The 21,974-nt window shown below is 68.8% G+C and carries 20 protein-coding genes; all 20 read left to right on the forward strand.

Translation table 11 applies throughout. The features are described from left to right. Positions 1-44 precede the first annotated feature (44 nt). The 20 genes from rplK to rpsS all read left to right on the forward strand — a co-directional run bounded on the left by rplK (position 45) and on the right by rpsS (position 21,961). Positions 45-476 (forward strand): 50S ribosomal protein L11, encoded by a 432-nt coding sequence (gene rplK, locus GA0070607_RS16000; protein ID WP_053653970.1) that lies wholly within the window; start codon positions 45-47, stop codon positions 474-476. A gap of 73 nt (positions 477-549) precedes the next feature. Further along, a complete protein-coding gene (gene rplA / locus GA0070607_RS16005; protein WP_089018933.1) occupies positions 550-1,266 on the forward strand; it encodes a 50S ribosomal protein L1 in 717 nt (238 codons plus the stop codon). A gap of 86 nt (positions 1,267-1,352) precedes the next feature. Beyond that, the gene (locus tag GA0070607_RS16010; protein ID WP_089018934.1) at positions 1,353-2,198 is read left to right on the forward strand and encodes an ABC transporter ATP-binding protein; all 846 of its coding nucleotides are present in this window, start codon (positions 1,353-1,355) and stop codon (positions 2,196-2,198) included. Beyond that, positions 2,195-2,884 carry a hypothetical protein gene (locus GA0070607_RS16015; protein ID WP_089018935.1) on the forward strand — a complete coding sequence of 230 codons (690 nt, stop codon included), beginning with the start codon at positions 2,195-2,197 and terminating at the stop codon, positions 2,882-2,884. Before GA0070607_RS16010 ends, GA0070607_RS16015 begins: the two co-directional genes overlap by 4 nt. Positions 2,885-3,234: 350 nt before the next feature. Next, positions 3,235-3,780 carry a 50S ribosomal protein L10 gene (gene rplJ, locus GA0070607_RS16020; protein WP_089018936.1) on the forward strand — a complete coding sequence of 182 codons (546 nt, stop codon included), beginning with the start codon at positions 3,235-3,237 and terminating at the stop codon, positions 3,778-3,780. 54 nt (positions 3,781-3,834) lie between these two features. Then, positions 3,835-4,218 carry a 50S ribosomal protein L7/L12 gene (rplL, locus tag GA0070607_RS16025; RefSeq protein ID WP_089018937.1) on the forward strand — a complete coding sequence of 128 codons (384 nt, stop codon included), beginning with the start codon at positions 3,835-3,837 and terminating at the stop codon, positions 4,216-4,218. A gap of 570 nt (positions 4,219-4,788) precedes the next feature. Next, positions 4,789-8,220, forward strand: coding sequence for a DNA-directed RNA polymerase subunit beta (gene rpoB / locus GA0070607_RS16030; RefSeq protein WP_089018938.1), 3,432 nt, complete (start codon positions 4,789-4,791; stop codon positions 8,218-8,220). 80 nt (positions 8,221-8,300) lie between these two features. After that, positions 8,301-12,191 carry a DNA-directed RNA polymerase subunit beta' gene (locus tag GA0070607_RS16035; RefSeq protein ID WP_089018939.1) on the forward strand — a complete coding sequence of 1,297 codons (3,891 nt, stop codon included), beginning with the start codon at positions 8,301-8,303 and terminating at the stop codon, positions 12,189-12,191. 94 nt (positions 12,192-12,285) lie between these two features. After that, complete coding sequence (locus GA0070607_RS16040) at positions 12,286-12,654, forward strand: hypothetical protein (protein ID WP_089018940.1); 369 nt, start codon at positions 12,286-12,288, stop codon at positions 12,652-12,654. 551 nt (positions 12,655-13,205) lie between these two features. Next, a complete protein-coding gene (locus GA0070607_RS16045) occupies positions 13,206-13,586 on the forward strand; it encodes a hypothetical protein (RefSeq protein WP_089021884.1) in 381 nt (126 codons plus the stop codon). 521 nt (positions 13,587-14,107) lie between these two features. Then, positions 14,108-14,482: a 30S ribosomal protein S12 gene (rpsL, locus tag GA0070607_RS16050; RefSeq protein ID WP_014440718.1), complete on the forward strand. Its 375-nt coding sequence runs from the start codon at positions 14,108-14,110 to the stop codon at positions 14,480-14,482. Between the two features lies 1 nt (position 14,483). Beyond that, positions 14,484-14,954 (forward strand): 30S ribosomal protein S7, encoded by a 471-nt coding sequence (rpsG, locus tag GA0070607_RS16055; protein ID WP_007465317.1) that lies wholly within the window; start codon positions 14,484-14,486, stop codon positions 14,952-14,954. 74 nt (positions 14,955-15,028) lie between these two features. Then, positions 15,029-17,125: an elongation factor G gene (fusA, locus tag GA0070607_RS16060; protein ID WP_089018941.1), complete on the forward strand. Its 2,097-nt coding sequence runs from the start codon at positions 15,029-15,031 to the stop codon at positions 17,123-17,125. Between the two features lie 213 nt (positions 17,126-17,338). Beyond that, positions 17,339-18,532, forward strand: a complete 1,194-nt coding sequence (tuf, locus tag GA0070607_RS16065) for an elongation factor Tu (RefSeq protein WP_089018942.1) — start codon at positions 17,339-17,341, stop codon at positions 18,530-18,532. 351 nt (positions 18,533-18,883) lie between these two features. Then, positions 18,884-19,192 carry a 30S ribosomal protein S10 gene (rpsJ, locus tag GA0070607_RS16070; RefSeq protein WP_007073037.1) on the forward strand — a complete coding sequence of 103 codons (309 nt, stop codon included), beginning with the start codon at positions 18,884-18,886 and terminating at the stop codon, positions 19,190-19,192. Between the two features lie 11 nt (positions 19,193-19,203). Continuing rightward, positions 19,204-19,869, forward strand: coding sequence for a 50S ribosomal protein L3 (gene rplC, locus GA0070607_RS16075; RefSeq protein ID WP_074314607.1), 666 nt, complete (start codon positions 19,204-19,206; stop codon positions 19,867-19,869). Next, positions 19,866-20,516, forward strand: coding sequence for a 50S ribosomal protein L4 (rplD, locus tag GA0070607_RS16080; protein WP_053653946.1), 651 nt, complete (start codon positions 19,866-19,868; stop codon positions 20,514-20,516). Before rplC ends, rplD begins: the two co-directional genes overlap by 4 nt. Then, positions 20,513-20,815, forward strand: a complete 303-nt coding sequence (gene rplW, locus GA0070607_RS16085) for a 50S ribosomal protein L23 (protein ID WP_007465304.1) — start codon at positions 20,513-20,515, stop codon at positions 20,813-20,815. The genes rplD and rplW overlap by 4 nt, the downstream gene beginning before the upstream one ends. 12 nt (positions 20,816-20,827) lie before the next feature. Further along, a complete protein-coding gene (gene rplB, locus GA0070607_RS16090) occupies positions 20,828-21,667 on the forward strand; it encodes a 50S ribosomal protein L2 (RefSeq protein WP_088950237.1) in 840 nt (279 codons plus the stop codon). Between the two features lie 12 nt (positions 21,668-21,679). Further along, positions 21,680-21,961 carry a 30S ribosomal protein S19 gene (rpsS, locus tag GA0070607_RS16095; RefSeq protein WP_007465299.1) on the forward strand — a complete coding sequence of 94 codons (282 nt, stop codon included), beginning with the start codon at positions 21,680-21,682 and terminating at the stop codon, positions 21,959-21,961. The last annotated feature ends 13 nt before the right edge of the window (positions 21,962-21,974 follow it).

Raw genomic sequence — 21,974 nt, forward strand, 5'->3', positions numbered from 1 at the left:
CGGTGTCAGCCGCATTTTCCCAGCTCCAAGCCCCAGGAAGTGACATGCCTCCGAAGAAGAAGCTCGTCAAGACGTTCACGCTTCAGCTGCCGGCGGGCCAGGCCACGCCGGCGCCGCCGGTCGGCCCCGCGCTCGGCCAGCACGGCGTGAACATCATGGAGTTCTGCAAGTCCTACAACGCGCAGACCGAGTCCCAGCGGGGCGACATCGTCCCCGCCGAGATCAGCGTGTACGAGGACCGGTCCTTCACCTTCGTGCTGAAGACCCCGCCCGCCGCCCGACTGCTGATCAAGGCTGCCGGTGTGCAGAAGGGCTCGGGTGTTCCGCAGAGCGAGAAGGTCGGCTCGGTCAGCCGCGCCCAGCTGCGTGAGATCGCCGAGAAGAAGATGGCCGACCTCAACGCCAACGACCTGGACCAGGCCGAGAAGATCATCGCCGGCACCGCCCGGTCGATGGGCATCACCGTCAACGACTGACCTCGGCCCCGGCCGACCACCGTGGGAGGGCCCGCGCCGAGCGGCCCGCCAGAGACCACAGGAGTAATCAGCAATGCAGCGCAGCAAGAGCTACCGCAAGGCCGCCGACGTCATCGACCGGTCGAAGCTCTACACCCCCTCCGAGGCCGTGAAGCTGGCCAAGGAGACCACGAACGTCAAGTTCGACGCCACGGTCGAGGTCGCCATGCGCCTCGGCGTCGACCCCCGCAAGGCGGACCAGATGGTCCGCGGCACGGTCAACCTGCCGCACGGCACCGGTAAGACCGCCCGCGTGATCGTCTTCGCCGCCGGCGCGAAGGCCGATGAGGCCACCGCGGCGGGTGCGGACGAGGTGGGCACCGACGAGCTGGTCGCCCGGATCCAGGGCGGTTGGCTCGACTTCGACGCGGCGATCGCCACGCCGGACCAGATGGCCAAGATCGGCCGGATCGCGCGGATCCTGGGCCCGCGCGGTCTCATGCCGAACCCGAAGACCGGCACGGTGACCATGGACGTCACCAAGGCGGTGCAGGACATCAAGGGCGGCAAGATCACCTTCCGGGTGGACAAGCACTCCAACCTGCACCTGATCATCGGCAAGGCCTCCTTCTCAGAGAGCCAGCTGGTGGACAACTACGCCGCGGTGCTCGACGAGGTGCTGCGTGCCAAGCCGTCCGCGGCGAAGGGCAAGTACCTCCGCAAGGTCATCCTGACCACCACGATGGGCCCGGGCGTCCCGGTCGACCCCAACCTGGTGAAGAACCTGCGTGAGGACTCGACCGAGGCCTGAGCCGAGCCGACACTTCAGCTCCACCGGGGCGCCGCCACCACCGTGGCGGCGCCCCGGCGCGTCTGAGGTGTGGCAGGCTCGACCGCATGCGGCTGGAGAACGTCTGGTTCCGGTACCGCCGGCGTGGTCCGTGGGTGCTGCGGGGCGTGGATGTGCGGATCGGTCCGGGTGAGGTGGCGGTCGTGCTGGGCCGTAACGGGGTGGGCAAGTCGACCCTGCTCCAGGTGGCCGCCGGGGTGCTCCGGCCGGCTCGGGGCCGGGTCGCCGACCGGCCCGGGCGAGTGGGCTGGGTGCCGGAGCGCTTCCCGGCCGACCAGCCCTTCACTGTGGCGCGCTACCTGACCGGGATGGCCCGGGCGGCCGGGTTGGACCGCACGGCGGCCGACGAGGCCGTGACGGCCTGGACGGACCGGCTGGGGCTTGTCGCGTTCCGCGCGGTCCGGCTGCCGGAGCTGTCGAAGGGCACCGCGCAGAAGGTCGGCCTCGCCCAGGCGATGCTGCGCCCGCCGGGCCTGCTGGTGCTCGACGAGCCGTGGGAGGGGCTGGACGCCGCCACCCGGGAGCTGGTGCCGCAGCTGATCGACGAGGTCCTGGCCGTCGGCGGGGCGGTCCTGGTCAGCGACCACCGTGGCGAGACGGTCCGGCTGCCGGGTGCGCGCCACTGGACGGTGGCCGACGGCACGGTGGTCGAGGAGACCTCGGTGCCGGACGGGACGGTCGCGGTCATCGAGGTCGCGGTGCCGACCGCGCGGGTCGCCGGCACCGTCGCCCGGTTGCGCGCTGAGGGCAACCAGGTGCTGCGGGTACGCACCGACGCCCGTCCCGCCCCGGCACCGGCCCGACCGGGCGGTGACGACCCGGCACCGGACGAGCCGGTGGCGATGGACGGCGTCGGCGTGGCGGTCGATGGCGCTGCTGGGGACGCCCGATGACCGCCCTGGTCCGGCTGCGACTGGCCGGTTTCCTGCGGACCGGGCGGGCGGTCGCGCCGCTGCTCGCCGGCCTCGTCGCGCTCGGCATCCTGTACGGCGGCGGCCGGGCCCAGCCGGCGGAGGCGTACGGCGTCTCCGCCGTGGTGCTGTTCCCGGTACTCGCCTGGCAGACCAAGATCCTGCTGGACGTCGAACCGGACGTGCAGCGCCGGCTCGCCCAGGTGACGGTGGGAGTGGCCCGGGAGCGGCTGGCCGGGCTGCTCGCCGCCGGCGTGGCGGCGCTGGTGGCGGTGGCCGTCGCGCTGGCCTTCCCGTGGTTGGTCGGCGGGGTCACCGGCCCGGTCGACCCGACGGACCGGTCGGTGCCGGTCGGTGTCGCGCTGGGTCTGTGGGCGCATCTGCTGGTCGTACCCGCTGCGGTGGCCCTCGGGGCGCTGGCCAGCCGCGCGTCGGTGGGCGGTGCCGCGTACGGCGTCGCGGTGCTGGCCCTCGGCGGCGTCGGCGCGGTGGTGCTCGGCCTGACCGGGTCGGTTGCCCCCTGGCTGGCACCGCCGATCATGGCCGCCGCCCGGACCACCGCGGGCGACGCCGCCGCCCTCACCCTGCTCGGGCTCACCGCCTGGGCGCTGGCGTGGAGCGCCGCGGCGGTCGGCGGCTACCTGTGGCGACGGCGGGCCCGGGCGTGACCGGCTCGGGCCGCCCATCCGCGGTGACCCGGCACACAGGGGGCGATTTGGTGCTGGTCACAACGGTCGCGTACTCTTCAACCGTCATCCGTGCCTGTCATGGATGAGGAACCACCCAGAGACCGCTGGTCACCGTGCTTCGGCACGGTCGAAGGTCCCGCGACAACGGGCGACCCGCGTAGGGCGGCAAGCGTAACTCGGCAGTGAGCATGGTCCGCCGACCGTGACGATCCGCCGGCCCTCGCCCCGTGCGCCCTGCGCCGGGGCTTTTTCGTTGTCGTGCTGCCTCCGCCCCCGTTCAGGCTCCGGCCGTGACGGGGACCAGCCTCGAGTAACGAGAGAGGAGGGACATGGCGGACAAGCCGATCCGGGCCGACAAGGCCACGGCCGTCGCAGAGCTGACCGAGAGCTTCCGCAACGCGGGCGCCACCGTGCTGACCGAGTACCGCGGTCTGACGGTCTCCCAGCTCACCCAGCTGCGGCGCTCGCTCGGCGCCGAGACCAGCTACACGGTCGCGAAGAACACGCTGGCGAAGCGTGCTGCGACGGACGCGGGCATCAACGGCCTCGACGAGCTGTTCACCGGTCCTACCGCGCTGACTTTCGTTTCGGGCGACGTCGTCGAGGCGGCGAAGGGGCTTCGCGACTTCGCGAAGGCCAACCCGAAGCTCGTCATCAAGGGCGGTGTCTTCGAGGGCAAGGCCATTTCCGCGGCCGAGGTCACGAAGCTCGCCGACCTGGAGTCCCGCGAGGTGCTGCTGGCCAAGCTGGCCGGCGCGATGAAGGGCAACCTGAGCAAGGCCGCGGCCCTGTTCCAGGCCCCGCTGTCGAAGACCGCCCGTCTGGCGGTTGCCCTGCAGGACAAGCGCGAGAAGGAGAGCGCCGAGGCGGCCTGACGGTCTCCCGGCGCACCAGTTCTTACTTAACAGATTCAGGAAAGGACGCCAGACATGGCGAAGCTCAGCACCGACGAGCTGCTCGACGCGTTCAAGGAGATGACGCTGATCGAGCTCTCCGAGTTCGTGAAGCAGTTCGAGGAGACCTTCGAGGTCACCGCCGCGGCCCCGGTCGCCGTGGCCGCCGCGGGTGGGGCTCCGGCCGCCGCCGAGGCCGAGCCGGAGAAGGACGAGTTCGACGTCGTCCTCGAGGCTGACGGTGGCAAGAAGATCCAGGTCATCAAGGTCGTGCGTGAGCTGACCGGCCTGGGCCTCAAGGAGGCCAAGGACGCGGTCGAGTCCGCGCCGAAGGCCATCCTGGAGAAGGTCAACAAGGAGACCGCCGAGAAGGCGAAGGCCAAGCTCGAGGGCGAGGGCGCCAAGGTCACCCTCAAGTGACCTGACGTTCCACCAGCGCGTGCCCGGCTCGGCGAGCTGGGACACGATCGCGTCGCGACGGGCGGCGATCCGACACGGATCGCCGCCCGCCGTGTTGCCGAACCCGGCGACAGCCGTCCTGAGCTGGGCGCCGACCCCCTGTCCCGATGACCCGAACGAGCGCGACGGGTCGCCCTTCGGTGGGAAAGACGGCCCGACCCGGATACCGGCCCTTGACGCGGCCCCGGCCTGGCAGGCACGCTGACACCAGCAAGACACCGCGCTTGCGACGGCCACGACGTGGGTAATGACAGCGGCGGCACCATCGGCCGCAGCAACCCGAGCGGCCCAGCGGGAACGTTGCGTTCCGAGCGGCCCGGCAGACCCCGGTTCACGGGGGCCGAGGCACGTTCCGCAACAACCTGCGGGGTGGGCTGGACAGCGGTTAGCCTCTCGGCTACACTGCTAGTTTGCGCTGCCTTCCGACTTGACCCCTGCTCGGAAATGTCCGTTTACGGATATTTCTGGTGGGGTCATTGGAGTGCACGCGTACCAGCCGTTCTGCAGCACCGGTCCTCGGAAGGACGCATCTTGGCAGCTTCCCGCCCTGCGAAGACCAGTCGTACGTCGAGCGCATTCGCGCCCCGCCGAGTTTCATTCGGCAGGATCACCGAACACCTCGAGGTCCCCAACCTCCTCGCCATCCAGAACGAGTCCTTCGACTGGCTCGTCGGCAACGAGGGTTGGCAGGGCCGGTCGGCGGACGACCCGCACGCACGCTCGGGTCTCGCGGAGATCCTCGAAGAGATCAGTCCCATTGAGGACTTCTCCGGCACCATGTCGCTCTCCTTCTCGGCGCCGCGCTTCGACGAGGTCAAGGCCTCGATCGAGGAGTGCAAGGAGAAGGACCTGACCTACTGCGCTCCGCTCTTCGTGACCGCGGAGTTCACCAACAACACCACTGGCGAGATCAAGAGCCAGACGGTGTTCATGGGTGACTTCCCGATGATGACGCCCAAGGGCACCTTCGTCATCAACGGCACCGAGCGCGTCGTGGTCAGCCAGCTCGTCCGGTCTCCGGGCGTGTACTTCGACAAGCAGCCGGACAAGACCTCCGACCGCGACCTCTCCAGCGTCAAGGTCATCCCGAGTCGGGGTGCCTGGCTGGAGTTTGACATCGACAAGCGCGACACGGTCGGCGTACGCATCGACCGCAAGCGTCGGCAGGCCGTCACCGTCCTGCTCAAGGCCATCGGATGGTCGGCCGAGCGGATCCGTGAGCGGTTCGGCTGGTCCGAGCTGATGATGACCACGCTCGAGAAGGACCACATCGGCGGCCAGGACGAGGCCCTGCTCGACATCTACCGCAAGCTCCGCCCTGGCGAGCCGCCGACGCGCGAGAACGCCCAGACCCTGCTCGACAACCTCTTCTTCAACCCGAAGAGGTACGACGTCGCCAAGGTCGGGCGCTACAAGTTCAACAAGAAGCTCGAAGTCGACGTGCCGATCACCACCGGCACGCTGACCGAGGACGACATCGTCGCCACAGTGGAGTACCTCTGCCGGCTGCACGCCGGTGAGGAGGGCTACGAGGCCGACGACATCGACCACTTCGGCAACCGGCGCCTGCGCACAGTGGGTGAGCTGATCCAGAACCAGGTTCGGGTCGGCCTGTCCCGGATGGAGCGGGTCGTCCGCGAGCGGATGACCACGCAGGACGTCGAGGCGATCACCCCGCAGACCCTGATCAACATCCGCCCGGTGGTGGCGGCGATCAAGGAGTTCTTCGGGACGTCGCAGCTGTCCCAGTTCATGGACCAGACCAACCCGCTGGCGGGCCTGACCCACCGGCGCCGGCTGAGCGCGCTCGGCCCGGGTGGTCTGTCCCGGGAGCGGGCCGGCTTCGAGGTCCGCGACGTGCACCCGTCCCACTACGGCCGGATGTGCCCGATCGAGACGCCGGAAGGCCCGAACATCGGCCTCATCGGCGCGCTGTCCACCTTCGCCCGGGTCAACCCGTTCGGCTTCATCGAGACGCCGTACCGGAAGGTCGTCGAGGGTCGGGTCACCGACCAGATCGACTACCTGACCGCGGACGAGGAGGACCGGTTCGTCAAGGCCCAGGCCAACGCGCCGCTGAAGGCTGACGGCACGTTCGCCGAGGACCGGGTCCTGTGCCGCCGTAAGGGTGGCGAGACCGAGGACGTCGTCCCCGGTGCCGTCGACTACATGGACGTGTCGCCGCGGCAGATGGTCTCGGTCGCGACCGCCATGATCCCGTTCCTCGAGCACGACGACGCCAACCGGGCACTGATGGGCGCGAACATGCAGCGCCAGGCGGTGCCGCTGGTCAAGGCCGAGGCGCCGCTGGTGGGTACGGGCATGGAGTACCGGGCCGCGGTCGACGCTGGCGACGTGGTGGTCGCCGAGGTCGGCGGTGTGATCGAGGATCTCTGCGCCGACTACGTCACCATCCACCAGGACGACGGCCACCGCCGGACGTACCTGCTGCACAAGTTCCGCCGCTCCAACGCCGGCTCCTGCGTCAACCAGAAGCCGGTCGTCTTCGAGGGCGACCGCGTCGAGGCCGGTCAGGTCATCGCCGACGGTCCCTGCACCGACGAGGGCGAGATGGCGCTCGGGCGCAACCTGCTCGTGGCGTTCATGTGCTGGGAGGGCCACAACTACGAGGACGCGATCATCCTGTCGCAGCGCCTCGTGCAGCAGGACGTGCTCACCTCGATCCACATCGAGGAGCACGAGGTCGACGCCCGGGACACCAAGCTCGGCCCGGAGGAGATCACCCGCGACATCCCGAACGTCAGCGAGGAAATGCTCGCCGACCTCGACGAGCGCGGCATCATCCGGATCGGTGCCGAGGTCGTCCCCGGCGACATCCTGGTCGGCAAGGTCACGCCGAAGGGCGAGACCGAGCTGACCCCGGAGGAGCGGCTGCTCCGCGCGATCTTCGGTGAGAAGGCGCGTGAGGTCCGGGACACCTCGCTGAAGGTGCCGCACGGCGAGACCGGCACGGTCATCGGTGTGCGTACCTTCTCCCGTGAGGACGGCGACGAGCTGCCTCCGGGTGTCAACGAGCTGGTCCGGGTCTACGTCGCCCAGAAGCGGAAGATCCAGGACGGCGACAAGCTCGCCGGCCGGCACGGCAACAAGGGCGTCATCTCCAAGATCCTGCCGATCGAGGACATGCCGTTCCTTGAGGACGGCACCCCCGTCGACATCGTGCTCAACCCGCTGGGTGTGCCGAGCCGGATGAACATCGGCCAGGTGCTCGAGACCCACCTCGGCTGGGTCGCCAAGACCGGCTGGAAGGTCGAGGGCGACGACGCGTCCTGGAAGAAGCAGCTGCGCTCGATCGGCGCCGACGAGTCGGAGGGGGACACCAACGTGGCCACCCCGGTCTTCGACGGTGCCCGCGAGGAGGAGATCGCCGGTCTGCTCTCGTCGACCCTGCCCAACCGGGACGGCAACCAGCTGATCGGCGCCAGCGGCAAGGCGCAGCTGTTCGACGGTCGTTCCGGCGAGCCGCTGCCGGACCCGATCGCGGTCGGCTACATCTACATCCTGAAGCTCAACCACCTGGTCGACGACAAGATCCACGCACGGTCGACCGGCCCGTACTCGATGATCACGCAGCAGCCGCTGGGTGGTAAGGCGCAGTTCGGTGGTCAGCGCTTCGGTGAGATGGAGTGCTGGGCGATGCAGGCGTACGGTGCCGCGTACGCCCTGCAGGAGCTGCTCACGATCAAGTCCGACGACGTTCTCGGCCGGGTGAAGGTCTACGAGGCCATCGTCAAGGGCGAGAACATCCCGGAGCCGGGCATCCCGGAGTCGTTCAAGGTGCTGCTCAAGGAGCTGCAGTCGCTGTGCCTCAACGTTGAGGTGCTGTCCAGCGACGGCGTGGCCCTGGAGATGCGCGAGACCGACGACGAGGTGTTCCGGGCCGCCGAGGAGCTGGGCATCGACCTGTCCCGGCGCGAGCCGAGCTCGGTCGAAGAGGTCTGAGGTGAGCGGTCGGGGGCCGGTAAGCCGGCCCCCGACCTCGCCCGAGTAGTAGCAGTACAGACGACGACATAGGGGACATAGTGCTCGACGTCAACTTCTTCGACGAGCTGCGCATTGGTCTCGCCACCGCCGACGACATCCGTCAGTGGTCGCACGGCGAGGTCAAGAAGCCTGAGACGATCAACTACCGCACCCTGAAGCCGGAGAAGGACGGGCTCTTCTGCGAGAAGATCTTCGGTCCGCAGCGGGACTGGGAGTGCTACTGCGGTAAGTACAAGCGCGTCCGGTTCAAGGGCATCATCTGTGAGCGCTGCGGCGTCGAGGTGACCCGCTCCAAGGTCCGTCGTGAGCGGATGGGGCACATCGAGCTCGCTGCTCCGGTGACCCACATCTGGTACTTCAAGGGCGTGCCGAGCCGGCTGGGCTACCTGCTGGACCTCGCCCCCAAGGACCTCGAGAAGATCATCTACTTCGCCTCGTACGTCGTGACGAGCGTGGACGCGGAGTCGCGTCACCGTGACCTCTCGACGATCGAGAACGAGATCCTGGCCGAGAAGCGGCAGTCCGAGAACAGCCGCGACTCGGAGATCGAGAAGCGGGCCGCCAAGCTCGAGGCCGACCTGGCCGAGCTGGAGGCCGAGGGTGCCAAGGCGGACGTCCGGCGCAAGGTCAAGGAGGGCGGAGAGCGCGAGATGCGCCAGATCCGCGACCGGGCCCAGCGCGAGATCGACCGCCTGGACGAGGTGCTGGACACCTTCCGCAAGCTGGAGCCGAAGCAGCTGGTCACCGACGAGCTGCTCTACCGCGAGCTGCGCGACCGGTTCGGTGAGTACTTCACCGGTTCCATGGGCGCCGAGGCGATCAAGGCGCTGGTCCAGAACATGGACCTCGACGCCGAGGCCGAGAGCCTGCGGGAGACCATCCGGTCCGGCAAGGGCCAGCGGAAGATCCGGGCGCTCAAGCGGCTCAAGGTCGTGGCGGCGTTCCTGAACACCCGCAACTCGCCGCTCGGCATGGTGCTGGACTGCGTCCCGGTCATCCCGCCGGACCTGCGCCCGATGGTGCAGCTCGACGGTGGCCGTTTCGCGACCTCGGACCTGAACGACCTGTACCGCCGCGTGATCAACCGGAACAACCGCCTCAAGCGGCTGATCGACCTCGGCGCGCCCGAGATCATCGTCAACAACGAGAAGCGGATGCTCCAGGAGGCCGTCGACGCGCTGTTCGACAACGGCCGCCGCGGCCGGCCGGTCACCGGTCCGGGTAACCGCCCGCTCAAGTCGCTGTCCGACATGCTCAAGGGCAAGCAGGGCCGGTTCCGGCAGAACCTGCTGGGCAAGCGCGTCGACTACTCCGGCCGTTCGGTCATCGTGGTCGGCCCGAAGCTCAAGCTGCACCAGTGCGGCCTGCCCAAGCAGATGGCGCTGGAGCTGTTCAAGCCGTTCGTGATGAAGCGGCTGGTCGACCTCAACCACGCGCAGAACATCAAGTCCGCCAAGCGGATGGTCGAGCGTCAGCGCCCGGTCGTGTGGGACGTGCTGGAAGAGGTCATCGGGGAGCACCCGGTGCTGCTCAACCGGGCACCGACCCTGCACCGCCTGGGCATCCAGGCCTTCGAGCCGCAGCTGGTCGAGGGCAAGGCGATCCAGATCCACCCGCTGGTCTGCACCGCGTTCAACGCCGACTTCGACGGTGACCAGATGGCGGTACACGTGCCGCTGTCCGCCGAGGCCCAGGCCGAGGCGCGGATCCTGATGCTGTCGTCGAACAACATCCTCAAGCCGGCCGACGGCAAGCCGGTCACCATGCCCACCCAGGACATGGTCATCGGTCTCTACCACCTCACCCACCTCACCCCCGGTGAGAAGGGCGAGGGCCGGGCGTTCGGCTCGGACGCCGAGACGCGGATGGCCTTCGACAACGGCGAGCTGCACCTGCAGGCGCCGGTGCGGATCCGGCTGCGCGGCGTGATCGGGGTCGACAACGGCGCCGGTGCCGAGCCGTGGACCGCCCCGGAGGGCTGGGTCGAGGGTGACCCGCTGACCGTGGAGACCACCCTGGGCCGGGTGCTGTTCAACGAGACGCTGCCGCAGGGCTACCGCTTCGTGAACTACGAGATCCGCAAGGGTCAGCTCTCCGCGATCGTCAACGACCTCGCCGAGCGCTTCCCCAAGGTGGCGTTGGCCGCCACCCTGGACGGGCTCAAGGAGGCCGGTTTCCACTGGGCCACCTGGTCCGGCGTGACGATCGGCATGGAGGACGTCATCGCTCCTCCGCGCAAGGCGGAGATCCTGGCGAAGTACGAGAAGGAAGCCGACCGGATCGACAAGCAGTACCAGCGTGGTCTGATGACCGCCGAGGAGCGTCGCGGCGAGCTCATCGAGATCTGGACCAAGGCGACCAACGAGGTCGCCAAGGAGATGGACACCGCGCTTCCGCAGGAGAACCCACTGTGGAAGATGATCAACTCGGGTGCCCGCGGTAACCTGCTCCAGCTCCGGCAGATCGCGGCGATCCGTGGTCTGGTGGCCAACCCGAAGGGCGAGATCATCCCGCGGCCGATCAAGGCCAGCTACCGGGAGGGTCTGTCCGTGCTGGAGTACTTCATCTCCACGCACGGTGCCCGTAAGGGTCTCGCCGACACCGCGCTGCGGACCGCCGACTCGGGTTACCTGACCCGTCGTCTGGTGGACGTCTCGCAGGACGTGATCATCCGCGAGGAGGACTGCGGCACCGACCGGGCGATCCCGATGCAGATCGGCGAGCGCCTGGAGGACGGCAGGCTGGTCGTGCACGAGCACGCCGAGACCAGCGTGCACGCCCGTACCCTGGCCGACGACATCAAGGGGCCGGACGGCACCGTCGTCGCCGAGCGGGGTCAGGACATCAACTCCATCGGGGTCGACAAGATCGTCGCCGCCGGCGTGGAGACGGTCCGGGTGCGCAGTGTGCTCACCTGCGAGTCGAAGCTGGGTGTCTGCGGTGCCTGCTACGGGCGCTCGCTGCCGACCGGCAAGACCGTGGACGTCGGCGAGGCGGTCGGCATCATCGCCGCCCAGTCGATCGGTGAGCCGGGTACGCAGCTGACGATGCGTACCTTCCACACCGGTGGCGTCGCGGGTGAGGACATCACCCAGGGTCTGCCGCGTGTCCAGGAGATCTTCGAGGCCCGGGTCCCGAAGGGTAAGGCGCCCATCGCCGACACCCCGGGTCGGATCCGGATCGAGGACGGCGAGCGCTCGCGGAAGATCATCGTGGTGCCGGACGACGGCAGCGACGAGATCGTCTACGACAAGATCTCCAAGCGGGTCCGGCTGCGGACCCACGACGGCGGTCACGTCGCGGTCGGCGAGAAGCTGACCGAGGGCACCATCGACCCGCACGAGCTTCTGCGGATCATGGGTCCACGGGCGGTCCAGGTCCACCTGACCCAGGAGGTCCAGGAGGTCTACCGCTCGCAGGGCGTGCTCATCCACGACAAGCACATCGAGATCATCATCCGCCAGATGCTCAAGCGGGTGACGGTCATCGACTCCGGCTCGACCGAGTTCCTGCCGGGTGTGCTTGTCGACCGGGCGCTGTTCGAGTCGGAGAACCGCCGGCTCGTCTCGGAGGGCGGCGAGCCCGCCGCCGGTCGTCCGGTGCTGATGGGTATCACCAAGGCCTCGCTGGCCACGGACTCCTGGCTCTCGGCGGCCTCCTTCCAGGAGACCACCCGGGTGCTGACCGACGCTGCGATCAACTCGCGCAGCGACTCGCTGGTCGGCCTCAAGGAGAACGTGATCATCGGCAAGCTCATCCCGGCGGGTACCGGCATCAGCAAGTACCGCAACGTCCGGGTGGAGCCGACCGAGGAGGCCAAGGCCAAGGTCTACTCGATGACCGGGTACCCGGAGACCGACTACGGCTTCGGGCCGGCCAGCGGGCAGGCTGTGCCGCTGGACGACTTCGACTTCGGGTCGTACCGCTAAGCACCAACCGCACGACGAGGCCCCCGGCATCCGCCGGGGGCCTCGTCGCGTCCGGAGCAGCCCACCCGCGGACCGGGTTCGGCATGATGGAGGCATGACGACCGCGCCCGAGCAGGTGTCCGTCGCGCAGCAGGGCCTGCGCCACCCGCTCGATCCCGACCCGGTCCGCTCCACCAAGGCGCGGGCGGTCTTCGCGCTGGGGCTGCTCGGCATGCTGACCGGCCTGTTCATCGGCGGGGTGGTGCCCGCGACGGTGGCACTCCACCTGGCGCGGCAGGCGCGCCGTGAGGCGTACGCCTCGGGGGGTTTCCTGACCGGTGGCACCTGGCTGCGGCGGGGGGAGCGGCTCGCCTGGGCCGGTCTGGTGCTGGTCGCGGTAAGCGTGGTGGCCGCGGTGGTGATCGGGGTGGTCCGGTTGGCCGGCGCGCCGTTCGGCCACGACTACCCCTCGAACATGGACTGAGCCGCCCGCGGCCGTGCCCGTCGGGGCGGCGGCGCCCCGGCGGTAGCCTGACGGGTGTCCGCCGCGCGGCGGTGGCGGCCCTGTGACAGGAGGACCTCGTGACGGAACCGGCGCGGCCCCCGGCGGACGATCCGGCCGGGCACCCTGGCGCGTCGGCTCCCGCCCCGGGCGGGTCCGAGTCGAGCGGCTGGGCGCGACCCGATCCGAGCGGGCAGCCGGGCTGGCCCGCCGCCTCACCCGACCCGGGTGCTCCGCCCGACCGGGGCAACCCGCCCGCCGTCGGGCCCGGTTGGGGTACGCCGCCCCATCCCACGTCAGCCCCCGGTTGGGGGGCGCCACCGCCCGGATGGGGCGCGACCCCGCCTGGTTCCGGTCACACGTACCCGGCCGCGCACGGTTGGGTGCAGCCGTCGTCCGCCCCGGCGGGCGGGCCTGGTGCGGCGGCGGGATGGGGTCAGCCGATGCCGGGTCACGGCCCGGGCTGGGGGCTCGCGCCGGGTCGGCCGGTGCCGCCGCCGCCCACCGACGACCAGCGGCGGCCGCCGAAGCGGGTGGAGCCGGTGCCAGGCACCCCGTTCGGTGTCGTCTACCTGGATGTGCCCCCGGTCACCTCGGGGCTGGCCGTCGGGGCGCTGGTGGCCGGGATCGCGTCGATCCTGGTCTCGCTGCTGGTGATCTGTTTCGGGGTGGTCGGCGCGAACGCCGGCGGGGTCTGGGCGTCCGGGGCGTTCACCGTGCTCGGCGTGCTGGCCGGGGTGGCCGCGATCGGCGCCGGCCTGCTCGGTCAGCGGCAGATCCGCCGGCCGGCCCAACCACCGGCGGTCCGCTTCACCGGCCGGGGCCTGGCGGTCGCGGCGATCAGCTGCGGGGCGGCGGGGGCACTGCTGAGCCTGCTGGGTCTGGGCCTGGCGCTGGCGATCTCCCTGGCGTGAGGCCGGTCACCCTCCGATCGGGCGCCCGGACTGGTCGACGTGGGTCGGGCGTCGGGTCGTCGGTGCCCGCCCCGGGGGCGACGGGTGGTTCTCCGGAGAAGCCGGTACACTTGTATCTGTAGGTGCCCATCGCGGGCGACGGGGCAGGACGAGATCCGGCCGGCGGGTGTGAGACGGTCGCAGGGCCATTCCGTTTTGACCTGGGCGGCTGTGGTAGGTACTCTTTCCCCTTGTGCCCGGGCATGCCCGGGCAACTCGTGCGTGCGCTGGATCCGGAGTACGGACGGCGGCACGACAAGCCAAAGATCCGGGGCGGGGCGACTCGCGTGCCGGTGACAGAACCCGGTACGTCCGCGCAAGCGTCCGCACCGGGACCGTGAGTTGGGCGACACGCCCGACCGCGGGTGCCGGGACCTCCGCGAGGTGGCCCTGGTCGGAATGTAGGAGAGCCGGTCATCAGGCCGGCTAACGAGCAGACGGCGCGGCCGCAGGACTGCGGCCGAAGGGAGCGGAGAAACCCGGTGCCCACGATCCAGCAGCTGGTCCGAAAGGGCCGCCAGGCGAAGACGAGCAAGACCAAGACCCCGGCGCTGAAGGGTTCCCCTCAGCGGCGCGGCGTGTGCACCCGCGTGTACACCACCACCCCGAAGAAGCCGAACTCGGCGCTGCGCAAGGTCGCTCGTGTGAAGCTCAGCAGCCAGATCGAGGTGACCGCCTACATCCCGGGCGTCGGTCACAACCTGCAGGAGCACTCGATCGTGCTCGTTCGCGGCGGCCGGGTGAAGGACCTCCCCGGCGTGCGTTACAAGATCGTTCGCGGCTCGCTGGACACCCAGGGTGTCCGCAACCGCAAGCAGGCGCGCAGCCGTTACGGCGCGAAGAAGGAGAAGAGCTGACATGCCGCGTAAGGGACCCGCTCCGCGGCGGCCGCTGGTCGCTGACCCGGTGTACAACTCGCCGCTGGTCACCCAGCTGGTGAACAAGATCCTGCTGCGCGGCAAGCGTCAGCTCGCCGAGTCGATCGTGTACGCGGCCCTCGAGGGCTGCCGCGAGAAGTCCGGCACCGACCCGGTCGTCACCCTCAAGCGGGCGATGGACAACGTGAAGCCGACCCTCGAGGTGCGTAGCCGTCGTGTCGGTGGCGCCACCTACCAGGTTCCGGTCGAGGTTCGCCCCACCCGGGCGACCACGCTGGGCCTGCGCTGGCTGGTCACGTACTCCCGCGCCCGGCGTGAGAAGACCATGGTCGAGCGGCTGATGAACGAGCTGCTGGACGCGAGCAACGGCCTCGGTGCCGCCGTCAAGCGGCGCGAGGACACGCACAAGATGGCCGAGTCCAACAAGGCCTTCGCGCACTACCGCTGGTAACACCCTGGTTCCGGCGCCCTCGGGCGCCGGAACCGCCACCAGTTGAGTCGAGACGACGATAAGTAGGGATTGAAGTGGCCGCCGCAGACGCGCTCGCCAACGTACGCAACATCGGCATCATGGCGCACATCGATGCCGGTAAGACCACGACCACCGAGCGGATCCTGTTCTACACCGGCATCACGTACAAGATCGGTGAGGTCCACGAGGGCGCTGCCGTCATGGACTGGATGGAGCAGGAGCAGGAGCGTGGTATCACCATCACCTCCGCTGCTACCAAGTGTGAGTGGAAGGGCCACACGATCCAGATCATCGACACGCCCGGCCACGTCGACTTCACGGTCGAGGTCGAGCGGTCGCTGCGGGTGCTGGATGGTGCGGTCGCTGTCTACGACGGTGTCGCCGGCGTGGAGCCGCAGACGGAGAACGTCTGGCGGCAGGCCGACAAGTACAACGTCCCGCGGATGTGCTTCGTCAACAAGCTCGACCGGACCGGCGCCGACTTCTTCCGCTGCGTGCAGATGATGATCGACCGGCTCAACGCCACCCCGCTGGTGCTCCAGATCCCGATCGGGCTCGAGGGCGACCACATCGGCGTCGTCGACCTGATCGGCATGCGCGCGCTCACCTGGCGTGGGGAGACCCAGAAGGGTGACGACTACGCGGTCGAGGAGATTCCGGCCGAGCTGGCCGACTCCGCGGCCGAGTGGCGCGAGAAGCTGATGGAGACCCTCGCCGACGTCGACGACGCGGTGATGGAGAAGTACCTGGAAGGCGATGAGGTCTCCGTCGAGGAGATTAAGGCCGCCATCCGGCGCGCCACCATCGCCGGCAAGGCCAACCCGGTGCTCTGCGGCTCGGCGTTCAAGAACAAGGGCGTCCAGCCGATGCTCGACGCCGTGATCGACTTCCTGCCGTCGCCGCTGGACGTTCCGGCGATCGAGGGTACGGCCACCGACGGCGAGACCCCGCTGATTCGGAAGCCGTCCAAGTCGGAGCCGTTCTCCGGACTGGCTTTCAAGATCCAGACGGACAAGCACCTGGGCAAGCTCACCTACGTCCGGGTCTACTCCGGCCTGCTCGAATCCGGCTCCCAGGTGGTCAACTCCACCAAGGACCGCAAGGAGCGGATCGGCAAGATCTACCAGATGCACGCCAACAAGCGGGAAGAGCGTGCGTCGGCGCAGGCCGGCGACATCATCGCGGTGCAGGGCCTCAAGCAGACCACCACCGGCGACACGCTCTCCGACCCGGCGAACCCGGTGATCCTGGAGTCGATGACCTTCCCGGAGCCGGTCATCTCGGTGGCGATCGAGCCGAAGACCAAGTCCGACCAGGAGAAGCTGGGCACCGCCATCCAGCGGCTGGCCGAGGAGGACCCGACCTTCCGCGTCCGGCTGGACGAGGAGACCGGTCAGACGGTCATCTCCGGCATGGGCGAGCTGCACCTGGACATCCTGGTCGACCGGATGCGGCGCGAGTTCAACGTCGAGGCCAACGTCGGCAAGCCGCAGGTGGCGTACCGCGAGACCATCCGCCGCAAGGTGGACAAGGTCGAGTACACCCACAAGAAGCAGACCGGTGGTTCCGGCCAGTACGCGCGGGTCATCGTGAGCATCGAGCCGCTGCCGCTGGACAACGACTCGCCGACCTACGAGTTCGCGAACGCCGTCAGCGGTGGCCGCATCCCCCGGGAGTTCATCCCGTCGGTGGACGCGGGCGCGCAGGACGCGATGCAGTACGGCATTCTCGCCGGCTTCCCGCTGGTCGGTGTCAAACTGACCCTGCTGGACGGCCAGTACCACGAGGTCGACTCGTCGGAAATGGCATTCAAGATCGCCGGCTCGATGGTGATGAAGGACGCGGCCCGCAAGGCCGACCCGGCGTTGCTCGAGCCGATGATGGCCGTTGAGGTCACCACTCCTGAGGAGAACATGGGTGACGTCATCGGCGACCTCAACTCCCGCCGCGGCCTGATCCAGGCGATGGAGGAGCGCAGTGGCGCCCGCATCGTGAGGGCTCTGGTGCCGTTGTCGGAGATGTTCGGCTACGTCGGCGACCTGCGGTCGAAGACCCAGGGCCGGGCTAGCTACAGCATGCAGTTCGACTCCTACGCCGAGGTTCCGCAGAACGTCGCGAAGGAAATCATCGCCAAGGCAACGGGCGAGTAATGTCCCCGAGCAGGTGATTCGTGGTCGGTCGCGGGAGGATTCACCCGCCCGCGGCCACCACGATCGGGTTGCGTGAGACCGGGCCTGTAGGCTTCATCGCCGCAGAACCCACAAAAGCTCTCCGGCCGTCAGGCCGGAAAGGCTGTCGACAGAGTCCTAAGCGCCGACCGGCGCGCCGGGCGTACGAACCAAGAAGTCCACAGGAGGACACCAGTGGCGAAGGCGAAGTTCGAGCGGACTAAGCCGCACGTCAACATCGGCACCATTGGTCACATCGACCACGGTAAGACGACGCTGACGGCGGCCATCACCAAGGTCCTGCACGACCAGTACCCCGACCTGAACCCTTACACGCCGTTCGACGAGATCGACAAGGCGCCGGAGGAGAAGGCCCGCGGCATCACGATCTCGATCGCGCACGTCGAGTACCAGACCGAGGCGCGGCACTACGCGCACGTCGACTGCCCCGGCCACGCGGACTACATCAAGAACATGATCACCGGTGCCGCGCAGATGGACGGCGCGATCCTGGTGGTCGCGGCGACCGACGGCCCGATGCCGCAGACCCGCGAGCACGTGCTGCTGGCCCGTCAGGTCGGCGTGCCGTACATCGTCGTGGCGCTCAACAAGAGCGACATGGTCGACGACGAGGAGCTCCTGGAGCTCGTCGAGCTCGAGGTCCGCGAGCTGCTCTCGGCGCAGGAGTACCCGGGTGACGACCTGCCGGTCGTGCGGGTCTCGGCGCTGAAGGCCCTCGAGGGTGACCCCGAGTGGACCGGCAAGCTCCTGGACCTGATGACCGCGGTCGACACCGCGATCCCGCAGCCGGAGCGCGAGACCGAGAAGCCGTTCCTCATGCCGATCGAGGACGTCTTCACGATCACCGGTCGTGGCACCGTCGTCACCGGTCGCGCGGAGCGCGGCATCCTCAAGCCGAACGAGGAGGTGGAGCTCGTCGGTATCCGCGAGAAGTCGCAGAAGACGGTCTGCACCGGCATCGAGATGTTCCGCAAGCTGCTCGACGAGGCCCGCGCGGGCGAGAACGTCGGTCTGCTGCTGCGTGGCATCAAGCGCGAGGACGTCGAGCGCGGCATGGTGGTCGTCAAGCCGGGCACCACGACCCCGCACACGGAGTTCGAGGCGACGGTCTACATCCTCTCCAAGGAGGAGGGCGGCCGGCACACCCCGTTCTTCCAGAACTACCGTCCGCAGTTCTACTTCCGGACCACGGACGTCACCGGTGTCGTCACGCTCCCCGAGGGCACCGAGATGGTCATGCCGGGTGACAACACCACCATGGCGGTGAAGCTGATCCAGCCCATCGCCATGGAGGAGAACCTCAAGTTCGCGATCCGCGAGGGTGGCCGCACCGTCGGCGCCGGGTTCGTCACCAAGATCATCAAGTGAGCTAGGTAACCCCGATTAGACCCGCCGCCGGTCGTGCGGCATACTAGTCAGGTTGCGTAACGACAGTTCGTCGCCTGTGTTCGGCTTTCGCTGAACCTCCGGGTGACGGGACAGTCGAGCGTAGGGTGGTTGGCGGCCTCGCCGCCAACCACCCTCGCACGGCGTTCAGGTCGCGGTAATTGCGATCGGCGCCTTGACCCACCGCGCGGTCAGGACCGCTCTGGAGTCCCAGGGCGGAGCCCGGCCCGAGGGCGCGACACGCCCGACCGCGGGGGTCGGCGAAGTGGGCCTGTGCCAGCCGGTACAGGCGCCCGCAACACAGCGGCATCGAGAGAAGGAACAGAAGCCACCATGGCGGGACAGAAGATCCGCATCCGGCTCAAGGCCTATGACCACGAGGTCGTCGACTCCTCGGCTCGGAAGATCGTCGAGACGGTGACGCGCACCGGGGCGCAGGTCGCGGGCCCGGTGCCGCTGCCCACGGAGATCAACCGTTTCTGCGTTATCCGCTCGCCGCACAAGTACAAGGACTCGCGCGAGCACTTCGAGATGCGCACGCACAAGCGGCTGATCGACATCATCGACCCGACTCCGAAGACGGTCGACTCGCTCATGCGCCTCGACCTGCCGGCTGGCGTCGACATCGAGATCAAGCTGTAGGGACCGGACAAATGGACAGGCAAGTCAAGGGGATCCTGGGCGCCAAGCTCGGCATGACCCAGGTCTGGGACAACAACCGTGTTGTTCCCGTGACCGTGGTCGAGGCCGGCCCGTGCGTCATCAGTCAGGTTCGTAGCGCCGAGAAGGACGGTTACTCCGCGGTCCAGCTGGCGTACGGCATCATCGACCCGCGCAAGGTCAAGAAGCCGATCAGCGGGCACTACGCGAAGGCGGACGTGGCGCCGCGCCGGCACATCGTCGAGCTGCGCACCACGGACGCGGGGGAGTACTCGCTCGGCCAGGAGGTCACGGTCGAGGAGTTCCCGCCCGGCGTCTCGATCGACGTCACTGGCAAGACCAAGGGCAAGGGCTACGCCGGCCCGATGAAGCGGCACGGCTTCCACGGTCTGCGCGCCAGCCACGGTGTCGAGCGCAAGCACCGCTCGCCCGGCTCCATCGGCGCCTGCGCCACTCCGGGTCGTGTCTTCAAGGGCACCCGGATGGCCGGCCGGATGGGTGGCGTGCGGTACACCGTGCAGAACCTCACCGTCCAGGCGGTCGACACCGAGAACAACCTGCTGCTCGTCCGGGGTGCCATTCCTGGTCCCAAGGGCGCGCTGGTTCTGGTCCGTACCGCGGCCAAGAGCAAGGTGAAGAAGGGCGGTGCGGCCAAGTGACCACCGTTGACGTGCGCACCGTCGAAGGCAGCACCAGCGGCTCCGTCGAGCTGCCGGCTGACATCTTCGACGTGCAGGCCAACGTCGCGCTGATGCACCAGGTCGTGGTGGCCCAGCTCGCGGCGGCCCGACAGGGCACGCACAAGACCAAGACCCGCGGCGAGGTCGCCGGCGGCGGCAAGAAGCCGTACAAGCAGAAGGGCACCGGTCGCGCCCGGCAGGGCTCGATCCGCGCGCCGCAGTTCGCCGGCGGTGGCGTGGTGCACGGTCCCGTGCCGCGCGACTACAGCCAGCGGACCCCGAAGAAGATGAAGGCCGCCGCGCTGCGGGGTGCCCTCTCCGACCGGGCCCGCGCCGGGCAGGTGCACGTCGTCGAGGCGTTCGTCTCGGGCGAGAAGCCGTCGACCAAGGCGGCCCTGGCCACGCTGACCAAGCTCACCGAGGCCCGTCGGGTCCTGGTCGTGCTGAGCAGCACCGACGAGCTGAACTGGGTGTCGCTGCGCAACGAGCCGCGGGTGCACCTGATCGAGTCCGGCCAGCTGAACACGTATGACGTGCTGGTGGCCGACGACGTGGTCTTCACCAAGGACGCCCTGGACGAGTTCCTGGGCGTGCCCGCCGAGACCACCGAGGAGGGTGGCAAGTGAGCACGATCGCCGACCCGCGCGACATCATCGTGGCGCCGGTCGTCTCGGAGAAGAGCTACAGCGAGCTGAACCGGAACTGGTACACCTTCCTGGTGCACCCGGACGCGAACAAGACCGAGATCAAGATCGCTATCCAGCAGATCTTCAACGTCCGCGTCCTGACGGTCAACACGCTCAACCGCCAGGGTAAGCGCAAGCGCACCAAGACCGGCTTCGGTCAGCGCAAGGCGACCAAGCGGGCGATCGTGAAGCTGGCTGACGGTGACCGCATCGAGGCCTTCGGCGGCCCGGTCAGCTGAGGGGTGTAGACAATGGCTATCCGTAAGTACAAGCCGACGACGCCGGGCCGACGTGGCTCCAGCGTTGCCGACTTCGCCGAGATCACCCGGTCCACGCCGGAGAAGTCGCTGCTGGCTCCGCTGCCGAAGAAGGGCGGGCGTAACGCCCACGGCCGGATCACCACGCGGCACCACGGTGGCGGTCACAAGCGCCAGTACCGTCTGATCGACTTCAAGCGGGTCGACAAGGACGGCGTGCCGGCGAAGGTCGCTCACATCGAGTACGACCCGAACCGCACGGCGCGCATCGCGCTGCTGCACTACGCCGACGGCGAGAAGCGGTACATCATCGCGCCGAAGGACATGAAGCAGGGCGACCGCGTCGAGTCCGGCCCGGGCGCCGACATCAAGCCGGGTAACAACCTGCCGCTGCGCAACATCCCGGTCGGTACCACCATCCACAACGTGGAGCTGCGTCCGGGTGGCGGGGCCAAGCTGGCCCGTTCCGCCGGCGTCGGCATCCAGCTGCTCGGCCGTGAGGGCGCGTACGCGACCCTGCGTATGCCGTCCGGCGAGATCCGGCGGGTGGACGTGCGCTGCCGCGCCAGCGTCGGCGAGATCGGCAACGCCGATCAGTCGAACATCAACTGGGGTAAGGCCGGCCGTATGCGGTGGAAGGGCAAGCGCCCGACCGTCCGTGGTGTCGCCATGAACCCGGTCGACCACCCGCACGGTGGTGGTGAGGGTAAGACCTCCGGTGGTCGCCACCCGGTCAACCCGCAGGGTAAGCCCGAGGGCCGCACCCGCCGTAAGGGCCAGCCGAGTGACCGGCTGATCGTCCGCCGTCGCTACGCCACGCGTAAGCGCGGCTGAGGGAGATAAGACATGCCTCGCAGCCTGAAGAAGGGCCCGTTCGTAGACGACCACCTGCTCAAGAAGGTGGAAGTCCAGAACGACAAGGGCTCGAAGAACGTGATCAAGACCTGGTCGCGGCGCTCGACGATCATCCCGGAGATGCTCGGGCACACGATCGCGGTGCACGACGGACGCAAGCACGTCCCGGTGTTCGTGACCGAGGCGATGGTCGGGCACAAGCTCGGCGAGTTCGCGCTGACCCGCACGTTCAAGGGTCACGAGAAGGACGACCGGAAGAGCCGTCGGCGCTGACGCCGCGGGCATA

Origin of the sequence: Micromonospora coriariae (assembly GCF_900091455.1) — a bacterium.
Taxonomy (GTDB): Bacteria; Actinomycetota; Actinomycetes; order Mycobacteriales; family Micromonosporaceae; genus Micromonospora; species Micromonospora coriariae.